The sequence below is a fragment of the Hansschlegelia plantiphila genome, from assembly GCF_027922265.1.
Classification (GTDB): domain Bacteria; phylum Pseudomonadota; class Alphaproteobacteria; order Rhizobiales; family Methylopilaceae; genus Methylopila; species Methylopila plantiphila.
The window spans coordinates 275,201-289,217 of sequence record NZ_BSFI01000002.1 but is presented as its reverse complement, the minus strand read 5'-3'; the positions used below and the strand labels follow the sequence as shown (position 1 = coordinate 289,217).

The 14,017-nt window shown below is 63.7% G+C and carries 12 protein-coding genes; all 12 read right to left on the bottom strand.

The window, feature by feature from the left end; all coding sequences use genetic code 11:
• Positions 1-47 precede the first annotated feature (47 nt).
• Positions 48-866, bottom strand: coding sequence for a TorF family putative porin (locus PKE75_RS02800; RefSeq protein ID WP_271167170.1), 819 nt, complete (start codon positions 864-866; stop codon positions 48-50).
• A 209-nt stretch (positions 867-1,075) separates the two neighbouring features.
• Positions 1,076-1,378 carry a hypothetical protein gene (locus PKE75_RS02795; RefSeq protein WP_271167169.1) on the bottom strand — a complete coding sequence of 101 codons (303 nt, stop codon included), beginning with the start codon at positions 1,376-1,378 and terminating at the stop codon, positions 1,076-1,078.
• Between the two features lie 5 nt (positions 1,379-1,383).
• On the bottom strand, positions 1,384-2,082 hold the full coding sequence (locus tag PKE75_RS02790; protein WP_271167168.1) for a tetratricopeptide repeat protein: 699 nt from the start codon (positions 2,080-2,082) through the stop codon (positions 1,384-1,386).
• 4 nt (positions 2,083-2,086) lie between these two features.
• Positions 2,087-3,169, bottom strand: coding sequence for a Rieske (2Fe-2S) protein (locus tag PKE75_RS02785; protein WP_271167167.1), 1,083 nt, complete (start codon positions 3,167-3,169; stop codon positions 2,087-2,089).
• 78 nt (positions 3,170-3,247) lie between these two features.
• Positions 3,248-5,632, bottom strand: a complete 2,385-nt coding sequence (locus PKE75_RS02780; protein WP_271167166.1) for a N,N-dimethylformamidase beta subunit family domain-containing protein — start codon at positions 5,630-5,632, stop codon at positions 3,248-3,250.
• Between the two features lie 146 nt (positions 5,633-5,778).
• Positions 5,779-6,219, bottom strand: a complete 441-nt coding sequence (locus PKE75_RS02775) for a N,N-dimethylformamidase alpha subunit family protein (protein ID WP_271167165.1) — start codon at positions 6,217-6,219, stop codon at positions 5,779-5,781.
• A 186-nt stretch (positions 6,220-6,405) separates the two neighbouring features.
• Entirely contained in the window at positions 6,406-7,104 is a 699-nt protein-coding gene (urtE, locus tag PKE75_RS02770; RefSeq protein WP_271167164.1) for an urea ABC transporter ATP-binding subunit UrtE, read from the bottom strand.
• Positions 7,105-7,106: 2 nt separating this feature from the next.
• Positions 7,107-7,853, bottom strand: coding sequence for an urea ABC transporter ATP-binding protein UrtD (gene urtD, locus PKE75_RS02765; protein ID WP_271167163.1), 747 nt, complete (start codon positions 7,851-7,853; stop codon positions 7,107-7,109).
• 5 nt (positions 7,854-7,858) lie between these two features.
• Positions 7,859-8,968: an urea ABC transporter permease subunit UrtC gene (gene urtC / locus PKE75_RS02760; RefSeq protein WP_271167162.1), complete on the bottom strand. Its 1,110-nt coding sequence runs from the start codon at positions 8,966-8,968 to the stop codon at positions 7,859-7,861.
• 48 nt (positions 8,969-9,016) lie between these two features.
• On the bottom strand, positions 9,017-9,892 hold the full coding sequence (gene urtB / locus PKE75_RS02755) for an urea ABC transporter permease subunit UrtB (RefSeq protein ID WP_271167161.1): 876 nt from the start codon (positions 9,890-9,892) through the stop codon (positions 9,017-9,019).
• 142 nt (positions 9,893-10,034) lie between these two features.
• Positions 10,035-11,336, bottom strand: coding sequence for a transporter substrate-binding domain-containing protein (locus PKE75_RS02750; protein ID WP_271167160.1), 1,302 nt, complete (start codon positions 11,334-11,336; stop codon positions 10,035-10,037).
• 339 nt (positions 11,337-11,675) lie between these two features.
• Positions 11,676-13,997: a N,N-dimethylformamidase beta subunit family domain-containing protein gene (locus PKE75_RS02745; RefSeq protein WP_271167159.1), complete on the bottom strand. Its 2,322-nt coding sequence runs from the start codon at positions 13,995-13,997 to the stop codon at positions 11,676-11,678.
• Between the last annotated feature and the right edge of the window lie 20 nt (positions 13,998-14,017).

Sequence of the window (14,017 nt, the reverse complement as noted above, 5' to 3'; positions counted from 1 at the left end):
TCTCCGAAGAGAAGCGCGGCGTCATGCTCCCAGCAGGGATGCGGAGATTACTTGATCTTGCTGAGCGACGTGTCGAACGAGATGCTGGCCATGTAGCGCGAGCCGCACGAGCTGCGCTGACCGATGAAGAGATTGCACTCGCGGCGCGACAGATCGCTGTCCGTGTAGCGCAGGTCGACCGTCATCGCCTTGTAGGTCACGCCGACGCCGGCGTTCCAGAACACGTAGTCAGGCGCGAAATTCTTGCTGACCCACTGCTTGCCGACTTCGCCCGAGACGTAGAAGCCGATGTCGGACGGAATGCCGTTGATCGGGGGCAGCGTGTACTTGCCGAACAGCGAGGAGTGCGTGCCATCGATCTTCGAGTAACCGATGAAATCGCTGGTCCAATAGAGGTTGGCGCCGATCGTCAGGTTTTCATTGAACGCATACTTGACGGAGCCGTAGACCTTCCAGAAGTCGAGCTCATGGAGACCCGACTTCTCGCCGACATAGTCGATGTAGAGGAAGCCGCCGTCGAGGGTCAGGCCATCCCAGGTGTGACGCAGACCGGCGTAGTAATCGACCTCAGCAGAAGGATCAGTGCCTCCGAAATCGACGTTCGACGCCCAGACGCCAGCGTAAGCCCAGTCATAGAACGAAATTTCCGCATAACCCTGGACCGCCGGATGACCCTTGGTCTGGCTCACGCTGCGGAGGTTATATTCGGTAGCGAGCTTCACGCCGAACGAGACGTCGATCGGCGACTTGGTGACGTCTATGACTTCCGGGGCGGCAAGGTCGGCCGCAGAAGCCTGATTGAGCGCCGGCGCGCTGGCCGCCGCCGCGATGAGGGCCCCGCAGGCCATCTTCAACATCAGTTTCATTTCAGTCCCCCGAACGGTTGATTACTGACTCTAAAATACATCTAGACACAAAGCCTAGGGTAAAATTGCTGCATTGCGACGACAGCGTGACGGCTGTTGCCAAATTACCTCATAATCTCCGATAGATAGATTGATTTTTACAACCCGCGCTTGCACGTAAATGCGCGCAGGGTCGGACGTGCCTATACTGCAACTCTTCGTTAACGCGTCTAGACGCCAGAGGGTGCCACGGTCGTCCGCTTGTAGAGATAGATCGACGAACCGCCGCCCTGCCCTTCAGCCGCGGGAACGCGGAACTGCTCGGTCATGTATTTCAAAACCGTGTTCGCCGCGGCCGGCGACAAGGCAGGCTTCCACAGCCAGATGTCGCTGACTTCATCGACGGACTGCTCGTTGAACAGCGCCTGGGGCGCGTCGGTCGCGACGCCTACCCGCCAATCGCTTCGCTCTCCGCCGAACTCCTTGATGTACATAAGGAATTCGAACTTGATCTGCTGCACGCTGTAGACCATCTCATTCACCCCGGGGTCGGCATGAGACGGGCGTGCTGCGAGGAGTCGGCGGTGCGGGAGCGCCAACGGTCGAACATGGCGGCGCCGCGCCGCTTCTCATCGGAAGACATCTGCGAGACCACGCCCTCGAGCGCGTTCAGCGCATTGCCGACGCCATGTTGCGCCGCGAGCGACAGCCAGACATAGGCCTCGACCCTGTCTTTCTCGACGCCGACGCCGTTTGCGTAAAGGAAACCGAGGCGCGCCTGCGACGGATAATGCCCGCCTTCCGCAGCCTTGCGGTACCAGCCCGCGGCGATCGCCTCGTCATGCGGAACGCCCTGGCCTTTCGAATAGAGCGTCGCGAGATTGTACTGGGCGAACAGATCGCCCTGCTCGGCCGCCCGGGTCAACCATTCGGCGCCCGCGGCGGCGTTCTGCTCGACACCCTGTCCCATCACGAGCATCGCGCCGACATTGGTCTGCGCCAGCACGTTGCCCGCTTCGGCGCCCTCGAGATAGAGCGCAAACGCCCTGGGAAGCGAGGCCTTCACCCCTTCGCCATGCGCAAACAGCGCCCCGAGCCAAGTCTTGGCGTCGGGATCGCCCGTCTCCGCGAGCGTGGAAAACCGCTCGAAGGCGTCCTCGAACGCGCCCCGGTTATATGCGGACACAGCGCCGGCGATTGCAGAGCGGTCGTCGACGTCGATGCGAAGCGAAAGCATTCGGTCAGCCTCTCGGGTTGTTGAACAGCGGCTGTTCGATGTCGTCCTGCGGGATGCGTGCGACGCGACGGGCGAGCGCCTGCTGCATCCAGGCGCCGTGAACGTCGCTCTGCAGAGGACGCGGCGCGCCGATCGTTTCGGGCCGGAAGCTCGTCGCCCAACGCGCGAGATCGAGATGCCCGGCCTCGGCGAGCGCCGCCCTCGTCTCGACCTCCGCCGTCCAGCGGCCGTCATCGAGCCGATCGCTCTCGCCGTAGACGCAGAGCCGGCACAGCGTCCGGCCGATCGCCGTCTGCTGAAGCACGATCGCGCAGGTTTCGCTTTCCGTCGCAATCAACACGAGGTTTGGAAAGAGCCACGCGGTCACAGCCGGCGCGCCGTCGGCGAGCGTCGTTTCGGCGAAGATCCAGTTCCCTTCGCCCTCCTCGCCGGCCGGCGTTCCGCCCGCCAGCGCTTGGCCGAGCAGTTTCCAGTTCGCTGAAAACTCCAGCCAGCGTTCGGCGGAACGGGTCGGCTTGTGGTTTCCGAAGAAGCGGCCGGCCTTATTCAGCGCGGCGAATCCGGGCTCCGGCGCGGTGGGCGCGACATCGAGATTGACAAAGATCAGCGGGCCCCAGCTGCGAACATGCGCCGTCAGCAGCCGCTCCGGCCGAAGCCCGAGATATTGGTGCATCTCGGGCGTGCCGTCACCGAGTTCGCCCGCGGGGATCGCTCCACGGTCGCGGCTGTAACCGCATGACGTGAAGGAGCAGCGCGTCTTCGCACCGGTCTGGCACTGAAGCGGCACCGTCCGGCAACCGCCATGCTGCGCCTTGTTGAAGCGGGCCTGCAATCCGTCTTCGGCGCGCTGGACGTGGATTCCATGAGTGCCGACCGTGAACGGCAGCAGATCGCCGACGGCCGGGATCGATTCATGCGAGCCGACGCAGATCCAGTCGCGCGTCCAGATCGCCTCGTCCTCGAGCCGCGTGAAGTTGAGCGACCGGAAGGCCGCGGGCGGCAGCACCCTGGCGGCGTCGGAATAAAAATCGGGATCTGCGAGATCCCATCCTTCGTCGCGGTAGCCGAGATCCGGTCGATGCGACATTGGCGCGGCCTTTCGATCTACCCCTGCGAGAAGGCGTCCGCGGCGGAAACCGCGGACGCAAGGAGCGGGACTAGCCGCTCAGTTCGCTGCGACCGAAGGCGACTCGTAGTCTGCGCGTCCACGATGCTTGATCGCGTCGGCCGGCGGGGGCGGCAACGGGCCGTCCTGCATGAAGTGGTTCAGCACGTTGCCGACCAGCTTCGAGATGTTGTTGTCGCCGTTGTTCCAGGGCAGCGAGCCGCAGAACGCGATCGACGAGAACGAGAAGCAGGCGCCACCGTTCGGCGTCTCGTGGAAGGCCACGTCGCCGCGCACGCGCGGATGCGTGGTGCCGTCGAGGCCCTGCTGGTTGAAGCCGAAGTCCTCCATGACGAGCAGATAGGCTTCGGTGTGGCGCCCCGCCGAAGTCGCGACCGCGAGCGTGTGCGGCGGCGACCCCAGCGTGACGTCGACGATGTCGAGCTCGAGACCCGCGCAGCCGCCGCCGACGAGGCCGAAATTGCCGAGCTTCTCGTCGTAATCGAGACCCTCGAACGCGAAGGCGACCCGGGGATCGAGGCTGTCCGGCGTGCGCGAGTAGTAGGTCGAGATGTCGAAGCCTTCGTTCGTCATGCCGACGCCGGCGACCGAGTACAGCGAACGGCCGCGATAGCGCCACATGCCGCCGAGTTCGCCGGTGCCCTGATGGTAGTACTCGCCAGGCTCCGCGCGCCAGGTGCGGATGCCGGACTCGCAGCGCCGCATCTCGGTGATGACGCCGCGGCCCTTGTCGTCATAAGCGGGGTGGAACGAGTGCACCCAATACCAGGCGTCGGCGCCCATATACATCAAGCGGCCGCCGCGCTGGGTGTAGTTGTGGATGGCGTCGAGCTGGGTTCCAGAATTGTGCTCGGGATGCGAGCCCGTGATCACGACGTTGTAGTTTTCGAGCCGGGCCACGCCGTCATAGGTGACGTCCTCGTCAGTGATGACGTCGTATTCGTAGCCCATCTGCTCCAGCCAATAGATCAGATGGAGGTCGGCGGGGTACTGCCACGGCGCCTGGGCGAGGAAGTGGTCGTATTTCGGACGGATGCTCAGGATCGGGCGCAGCCGCGACGACAGGCAGATGCCCGAGCCGTCGGTGTGGGTGTCGTAGATCGAGCCGCCATATTCGCGGTGCTCGGCCAGGAACATGTTCTGGTGCTGCATGATCGGCACGCGGTAGACGAACAGCTCCGCCCCGCCGGCGTTGCAGGCGACATGCTCGTTGGCGTAGGCCATGTAGCTGATCGTCGGCACCATGACCGCGATCTTCGACTGTTCCTTGCCGATCTCCGGCACGACCCAGAACGGGATGTAGTCCTCGTCGCCTTCGGTCGTGGTGAGCTTGAGCGCGTAGAAGCGGCTCTTGATCTCTTCCGGGACGGTCCATTCGACGCCGGCTTCCCAGCGCGCGTCGTCGACGTCGTCGTCGTGGAAGTGAATCCCGCCATATTCTTTCTTGGCGTATTTCCAGTCGAAGTTCTGGCCGGCCCAGTTGTAGCCGGTAAGCGCCCGGGTCGGGCAGTTCACCAGGCGGGCGTCGAGCCGATAGGGGCCATTGTCCTTGGCGACGATCGTGTCGATGCCGTCCCAGAAGTCCCAAGCCGCGACGATGACTTCCGACAGAGCGCCGGTCGGGCCGGAGTTGCGGCGTTCGGTGAGGCCCGGCTGGGCGCCGAGCTTCATCTGCTCGATCTCCAGACGGCTGAGCGCCTTCTTCGAGATGCGCGGGCTGTCGATCTTGCCGTTGTACTTGCCGGCGAACACGACGCCGGCCGGCAGCGAAGACTGCGCGAGCGGGCCGTCGTCAAGCTTCTCGACATAGGCGGCGAGCGCGACCGGAATCGCGGAGTGCTCGATCCTGGTCTTGATCGTGGCCTTGACCGGCTCGATCACGGGATCAAGCGCATAGACGACCTGAGGCTCGTGATAGAGCACGACCTCGCCAGTCGCGGCGTCGAAGGACGCGGCGACGAAGTGCCAGGCGTGGTCGCGGATCGGAACGCCCGTCGTGACCTTGTGCTCGTTGATGCGGAGCTCGACGAAACCCTCTTCGTTGATGAAGAGGCCGTAGCCCTTGCCGTCGGACCACTTGGTCACGAGGCCCTGCGCGCCGTGCTTCCAGTAGCGCGGGTGCGTCTTCGGCGTCGTCGGCCAGATCCAGCACTGCAGCGTGAAGCTCTCGACGTGGAACGGCTTGGCGTCCGGCGCGAAGCCATAGGAGCCACCATGGATGATCTGCTTGCGGCCCTTGTAAGTACCGTTGACGTCGGCCTCGATGAGCTTCTCGATGAAGCCAGGGCCACGCGGGTTGGTGTCGCCGTGGATCATCTGGACGATCTCGGCCTTGTATTCGGCCGGGCCGTCGCAATTCACGTAGAACTTGATCTTGTCGCCGGGGTGGACGCCGAACTTATCGGCATATCCAGTCAACCGCATGGCGCACATCTGACTCTCCAGGGATAAAAGCTTTTCGCAGGCAAAGACCAGCGGTTCGCGATCCTTGACAGGATCGCGTCTCGGAGCGGCTTCGCGATGTCTGATCCGTTCCGAAGGGTCGCTTCAGGAACGGGAAGGTCGTCTGGTCAGGTGACCGGCCAGTTGTCGTCCCTGTGCTTCCAGCCCTCTTCGAAATTCTCGGGATTGCCGGCAGTCTCGGGCAGTTCGTCCAGCCGCATCAGGAAGATGTCGTGCTGGATTTCCTGCTCGTCGGTGTAGATCTTGTCGTTGACGAACTCCGGCGGCACGCCGCGGACGCCCGACAGCCGGCCGATGCGCCACTCGGCGTCGATCTTGGTGCAGATCACGATGAGCTTGCCCTTCGGGGATTCGCCGCGCATGCGCAGCAGAACCCGGCGGAGCACCGGGTGCTCGTGAACGCCGCCAGTCACGACCGTGGTGTCGCCGGGCGTCTCGCATTTGAGCACGGAGAAGCCTGCGACGCCCTTCATGGACTCGACGCACTCCTTGTGCAGCCTGATAAGCTCGTCGCGCTCCGGAGTGCCTTTTTTCGGAATCGAGATCATCGTGGTCCTCTTTGAAGCAACGACCGAATTCAAGCGCAGTTTCTCAATCAACGCGCAGAGGCGCATCCATTGAATACAGTCAACGGTGACACCGTTGCTTAATTTTTCTAGTTAAAGACTACACCGCGCGGCTGCGGGACGTCAACTTCTGAAAACAATTTTTCTAGATAGGAAACACGCGATCATCTAGATCGTCATGTGTTTCTCGACGAGTTCGTCCGTCATCTCGGCGATGGGGCCGCGCGCGACCACGCGGCCGTTGTCGACCATCAGGAAGGCGTCCCCGAGCTTGCGGGCGACCTTGATGTGCTGCTCGGTCAGGATCAGGCTGATGCCGAGCTCCTTGTTGAGCATTTTCAGGATTTCGCCGATCTCGTTGACGATGTTCGGCTGGATTCCTTCGGTCGGCTCGTCGAGGAGCAGGATCTGCGGACCGACGGCGAGCGCCCTGGCGATCGCGAGCTGCTGCTTCTGGCCGCCGGACAGGAGTCCCGCGCGCTTGTCGAGATTCTCTTTCAGGTAAGGGAAAATCCTCAGGCAGAGCTCAGGGATTTCGGGCGCCTTGTCGGCGCGCGCGAAGGTGCCGAGCAGGATGTTCTCCCGGACCGTGAAGTCCGAGAGGATGCCGCGGCCCTGCGGAACGTAGCCGAGGCCGTAAGTGGCGCGGATATGCGGGGGCTTGCCGGAGATCTCGGTCCCGTTGACGCGGATCGCGCCCGTCGACTTGTCGGTCAACCCCATGATGGTGCGCATCAGCGTCGTCTTGCCGACGCCGTTGCGGCCGAGCACGCAGAGGCACTGGCCCTTCTCCATCTCGAAGGTGAAATCCTTCAGGATCTTCGTCGCGCCGTAGTACGACGCCACATTGTCGAAGTTGAGCAGCATGGTTAGGCCGCCTCCTGCTCGCCGAGATAAACGTCGCGGACGCGCGGGTCGGATTCGACCTGCTTGATCGTGCCCTGCGCGAGCAGCGACCCCATATGCATGACCGTGACGACGTCGGCGATCTCGCGGACGAAGCCCATGTCGTGCTCGACGACGATCAGCGTCGCCGTCTTGCGCAAATCCTTGAAAATTCTGGCGGTTTTCTCGATCTCGCCTTCCGTCATGCCGGCGATCGGCTCGTCCATCAGCAGGAGGCGCGGCTCCTGCATCAGGACCATGCCGATCTCGAGCCACTGGGTTTCGCCATGGGACAGGATCCCGGCGCGCTCGCCGAGCCTGTCCTTCAGGCCGGCCAGCGTCGCGATCTCGTCGAGCTTCTCCTTCAGTCCGGCGTTCCGAAACTTGAACAGGTTCCAGAACGGGTTGGTCTGACGGCTGTAGGAGACCTCGAGGTTTTGGCGCACCGTGAGGTCGCGGAGCACGGCGGGGACCTGGAACTTCCGCCCGATGCCGGCCCGCGCGATCACGTGCTCATGCTTGGCCGTGATGTCCTCGCCGGCGAAGATGATCTTGCCCGATGTCGGCTTGATGCGGCCGGTGATCAGGTCGAGCGTCGTCGTCTTGCCGGCGCCGTTCGGCCCGACGAGGCAGCACAGCGTGCCCTCCACGACCTCAAGGCTGAAATCGTTGATCACCTTGGTCGCGTCGAAGCTCTTGGAGAGATTGTGAATCTCGAGAAGGCCTGCCATCCGCCTCACTCCGCAGGCATGGGATTGGCGTCGCCGTTCCGCTCGACCGCCGCGGAGGACGACCGCCGCTTGGCGGCGAGCAGCCCCAGTCCGGACTCGAGCAGGCTGGCGAGGCCATTGGGAAGGAAACGGACGACTATGATGAAGAAGCCGCCGAGGATGAGCAGCCAGGTCGCGAGGAACGTGTCGCCCAGATAGCTCTGCGCGCCCTGGATGATGAAGGCGCCGAAGATCGAGCCGAGCAGAGAATGCCGGCCGCCGATCGCCGCCCAGATCACCATCGAGAGGCTGAAGCTGACGTCGAGCTGCGCCGGCGAGACGTACTGGACCAGCATGACCCAGCAGCAGCCCGCGATTGCGGCGATCAGGCCCGCCACGGTGTAGATCACGGTCTCATAGCCCGCGACGCTGTAGCCGAGGAAACGCACGCGCTCGGCGTCGTCGCGGATCGCCTGGGTGACGAGGCCGAACGAGCTTTGCGTGATGAGCTTCGCGACGACCGTGGCGCCCATAAGGAAGCAGAACACCACCCAGTAAGCGGTCGGGCTGTACGGATCGACCTCAACGCCAGCGAACTGGAACGCCGAGGGCGGCGTCAGGCCGTTCACGCCGCCGGTGTAGGGCTGACGGTCGATGATGATGGTGTAGAAGGCGCTTAGCATTGCGAGCGTCATGATCGCGAAGAACGGTCCCGAGACGCGGGCGCGGAACATGATGCCGCCGAACACCGCGCAGAACAGGGTCGGAACAGCGACCGAGAGGATCAGCCCGGCTGTCGTGTTCTGGAACGGCTGCCAGAGTAGCGGCAGGTGATCCAGGCTGTTGTTCAGCATGAAGGGCGGGATCGGGTTGGACGCGTCCTGCGACTGCATCTGCATGGTCATCGCCATGCCGTAGGCGCCGAGGCCGAATGCGATGCCCTGGCCGAGGTTCAGGATGCCCCCGAACCCCCAGCACAGGCTGATCGACAGAGCCAACATGCCGTAGACGCCGTAGGTGGCGAGCTGGTTCAGCAGGAAGGAGTCGTCGATCTTTATCGGAATGACCGCAAGGATCGCGAAGAAGACAGCGTAGACGATCCACTGCGCTGTTTTGTTGTGATAAATATTGCCCATCGTCTCAGCGCGCTCTGTTCTTGTGGTTCCCGGCGGATGCGAACGGGCTCATCGCCGCGCCCCCGCCTGGGCGAAGAGGCCCTGAGGCCTGAACCTGAGGAACACGACGATCAGAACGAAGATGATGAAGCGGGCGAAGGTGTCGTTGGTGAAGAAGGCCAGCACCGACTGGAGCTCGCCCGTCGCTCCGCTCGCCGCGACGCTGCCCGCGAGCGATCCGCCGCCGACCACGACCATCAGGAACGCCTGGACGACATAGCTTGCTCCCATGGTGGGGAGCACGATCGCGAGCACCCCGAACAGCGAGCCCGCGACGCCGGCGAGGCCCGCGCCGAGCGCGAAGGTCAGCATGTAGATCCGGCCCGAATTGATGCCGAAGGAGGCCGCCATCTCCTTGTTCTGCATCACGGCGCGAACCTGGACGCCGAAGCGGGTCTTGTAGAACAGCAGCCACAATCCGAAGACGAGCAGCGCCGTAACGCCCAGGATGACGACGCGGAACGTCGAGATCGAGGCGAAGCCAAGCGAGATGTTGCTCGAAAACGCCGCGGGCGCCGCAATGTATTTCGGGTCGCTGCCGAATATCAGCCGAACGCCCTGCATCAGGACCAACGAGACGCCATAGGTCGCGAGCAGCGTGTCCAGCGGTCTGTTGTAGAGATAACGGATCAGCCCCCTTTCCAGCACCAACCCGACAAACGCCACGATGAAGAACGAGGCCGGGATGCACAGCAGGTAAGGCAGGCCGAGATAAAACTGCAGCATGTAGGAGCTGTAGGCGCCAAGCATGATCAGCTCGCCATGCGCCATGTTGATCACGCCGGCCGTGCCGTAGATGATCGTGAGGCCGAGGGCTGCGATCAGCCAGATGCTGGCGATGCTGACGCCAAGAATAAGCGCGTTGAGTAGCGAGCCGAGATCCATCGTTTTTCGTCCATCGCCGCTTGTTCGCGGGGTACGCCATATCTGCGGAACCGTGGCCGGCCGACCTGATCCGGCCGGACGGCGACGATTCCGCATTGCAATAAACGGGCCTGCGGCGCCGAAGCGCCGCAGGGAGGCGGCGTCAGATGACGTTCTTGCGGACCTTGCCGTCGGGGCCTTTCAGGCCGTCCTTGGTGCAGGTGCCGGCGTCCGGATAGATCGAGTACGGGTCCGGAGCGACCTGCTTGTCGGCGGCCTTGACGATCTTGAAGGTGCCGTCCGCCTGGCACTGGCCGATCTTCGGCTTCAGCCAGGTGTTGAAGTTGTTCTCGTCGATCCAGATCAGACCTTCCGGCGAGACGGCGTCCTCGATGCGGATGCCGCCGGAGTTGTCGCGGATCGAGCGCGGCGTGACGTTCTCGACGCCGACCGCCGCTGCGGCCTTCTCGAGTCCGGCCTTGAACACATAGGCGGAGAGATAGGTCTCCTCCATGTTGTAGTGGGTCGTGCCGTTCTTGCCATACTTGCTCTTGAGGAAGCCCTCGACGAACTTCTGGTTCGTCGGGTTATCGAGCGTCTGGAAATACGGCGCGGACAGGAAGTGGCCGGCGCCGAAGTCGGCGCCCATGGCGCGGGTCTCGATCTCGCCCGTGGTGAGCGAGGCGATCGGCATCGAGTCGACCTTGAAGCCTTCCTGCTTGAACTGCTTGTGGAAGGCGATGTCGGACGCGCCGACCACCGTCGAGAAGATGAAGTCCGGCTTGGCGTCACGGATCTTGCCGAGAACCGGTCCGAACTCCGAGCTGCCGAGCGGGATGTACTCTTCGCCGAGCAGCTCGCCGCCGGCCTTCTCGAGCCAGACCTTGGCGTTCTTGTTCGACTCCTTCGGCCACACGTAGTTCGAGCCGACGAAGAAGACCTTCTTGCCGAACTTCTCCACCATGAAGGGGATCAGGTCCTGCGAATGCTGGTTGGCGAGCGGGCCGGTGCAGATCGTGTTCTGCGTGCACTCCGCGCCTTCGTAACAGGTCGGATAGTACAGCAGATGGTCGCGCTGCATGACGGTCGGCAGGATCGCCTTGCGGCTCGCCGAAGTATAGCAGCCGAACAGCGCGATGACCTTCTCGCGAAGGATGAGCTCCTTGGTCTTCTCGGAATAGACGTTGAAGTCCGACTTCGCGTCGACAATCACGGGCTCGACGGGGACGCCGTTGACGCCGCCGTTCTTGTTGATCTCGTCGAAAGCATACTGCAGGACGAGGGTCGAATCTTCCTCCGGCACGGCGAGGGCGCCGGTCAGCGAGAACAGCAGGCCGACCTTGATCGGCTCGCCCTTCTTAAGGGTCGCGGCATGCGCCTCGCTGGGAAGCCAAAGGTGCGGCGCAGCGATAGCGACGGAGGCCGCCGCCGTGGTCTTGAGCAAGTTCCGGCGTGTAAACTGCATGCTGACGGCTCCTGAAAGACAAAACCATGGGGCTCGCCTAGATTATAAATCTAGTCGATAAAACTTGGGCGCCATTGCCGGTGTAGCTAGATGCTATGTTGCGACGCCAAAGGACGTCAAGAATTTTCGTGGCAGGCAGAAAACTTTCTCCCCGATGGGAGAGAATTGCCGCTTCGCCACGCAAATGCCGACTAATTACTCATCTTTGTGCCGCCGAATTGAGCGGCTCGCTGGATTCCAGCGCTTGCGATCAGCGTCGCGGCGCGCGGCGCGATAGGCGGTTCGGCGCAGGCGGCCGATGGCCGTCGGGGAGGCGCGCAGCCGTCGGGACGGACGGCCTCACTTCCACTGCTTCTCTTCGTTGACCCAGTAGGAGCCGGGCAGCGCGCCGGGCTTTATGAAGGCGTCGACGAGATTGCCGAGCAGTCTGGAGATGTTGTTGTCGAAGCCGTTCGCCGGCAGCGCCTGGCCGAAGGCGATCGAGCCCGTGCTGAACACCGCGCCGTCGTTCGGAGCGGTGAAATAGACGAGGTCGGCGCGCAGCCGGTAGTCCTGCGAACCCGCGAGGCCGGGATAGGGATAGAGAATCTCCTCGATCGACAGCATGTAGTTGTCGCTGTGGCCGCCGGACGAGGCGATGATCCGCGCGTGGGGGGGCGTGCCGTAGCGCAGGTCGTAGCGATCGAGCTCGAGTCCGGCCGCGCCGCCATAGGCCAGCCCGAAGTCGCCGATGATCTCTCCCTCGATGCCGTTCATCATCCACGACACGGTGCGGTGGTAGCTGTCGGGCATGCGCCGGTAGGGCCGGCTGGTCTCGAAGCCCTCGCCGATGAAGCCGACGCCGACGGTCTTCTGCGGCGGCCGGCCGAGGTTCTTCCAGAGGCCGCTTTTCTGGCCGGTGGTCGCGAGATAGTGCTCGCCCGGCCGCGCGGCCCAGGCCCGCATCCCGGAGTCGAGCTTGCGGACTTCCATCGTCCAGGGCTCGTCGTCGCGGAACGCCACGTTCCAGTAAAGTCCGTTGCCGCCCATGTAGATGAAACGGCCGCCGCCCGCGATGTAGTCCTCGGTCGCGTCCAGCATCCGCTCGGAGAAGTATTCGGGGTGGGTTCCCGTCAGGACGCAGGCGTAAGGCTTGACCGCGTCGACGCCTTCGAGGTGCAGGTCTTCGTCCGTCAGCACGTCGTAGTCGTAGTTCTTGTGCTCGAGCCAGGCGAGGATCGAGAGATCCGCCGGAAACGCCCATGTCACGCCCATGCTGGACATGCGATGCTTCGGACGCATGTTCAGGATCGGCCGGCGGTAGGAGCTGTAGCAAACGCCGGCGCCGTCCGCCCAGCAGTCGTAGGTCGAGAGGCCGAACTCCCAGTTCTTGTACATCTCGATGTCGACTTCGGAGACGATCGGCGGCTGGCCGGTCATCGGCTGGATGATCTCGGCGTCGAAGCTCAGATGCTCGTTGGCGTAGGCGAGATAGCTCGCCGTCGGAAACAGGAGGGCGACCTTGCCCTTCGGCGTCTTCGGCCGGACGAAGAACACGACATATTCCTCGGCGAGCCCGACCCCGGGCCCCGCCCGAAGGCGGATCGCGTAGCAGCCGCTGCGCAGCGTGTCCGGAAGCCGCACGCTGCGGGTCTTCCGCCAGTGCGATTCGATCACCGCGTCGTAGTGGAACTCGACGCCGCCATACTCCTCGGGGGCGAGACGGAAGCAGTCGTTACGGCCGCTCCAGTTCCATCCGGTCTGGGCGCGCACCGGCCTGTTGAAGCCGCGCGCGTTCAGCCGGTAGGGCCCGACGTCGATCACGTCGTCCCCGATCCCGCGATCGGTGTAGCCGGCGGCGGTGTCCCAATAGGCCACGAGGCCGTCCGGAGCGGGGGGCTTGCCGCTCTTGATCTCCGCAAGCTCATCCCACGACAGCGCGCGGCCATAGACGCCCGGCCGGTCGATCTTCCCGCAGAAGGTTTCGGAGACGAAGTGGCCGCGGGTTTCATGGAAGTCGCGCGAGCCCGCCATCAGGAACGGCGTGTCCGGCAGATGCCTTGGCGTGAACCGGAAGGTCTCGGCGACATGCGAGCGATAGTCGATAGGGCAGACCCGGCCGAGCAGGCTGTTGTAGCGGTTCGCGACGCTCTCCTGGTGGATCGTCCCTCGCTTCGTCACGGGGTCGTAGGTCGCGGCGACGAAATACCAGTGCTGCGCGAGGATCGGCGGTTCGGCCTGAACGTAGTCGACTTCGTCGCCCTGCCCCGTCCAGAACTCGAAATGCCCGCGCTGGTTGATCCCGAGCGCGTAGCCGAGGTCCCGGACATTGTCCCAACGCGACAGGATGCACTGGCGCAGGCCGGCTTCGGGCAAGCCGACGTAAACGAAGGCGAACAACGTGATCGCGCCTTCAAGGGCGAGCCGCCCCTCGGGATCGGCGACCTCCAGGAACGACCCGACCTGGGTGTACTGCTTCCGGACCGCCCATGGCCCGTCCGCCTCGCAAGGCACCTCCTCCTCGATGAAGCCCGGCCCGTCCGGATGAGCGTCGCCGTGGATCAGGCGGACGAGCTTCGCGTCGGCCTCGGCGACGCCGTCGGCGGAGACGTGGATGTCGATCGTTTCGCCGGGTTTGATCGAGATCTTGTCGGCGTATCCGAAGATTTTTATCTGGGCCATGCCACGCTCCGACGAATGCC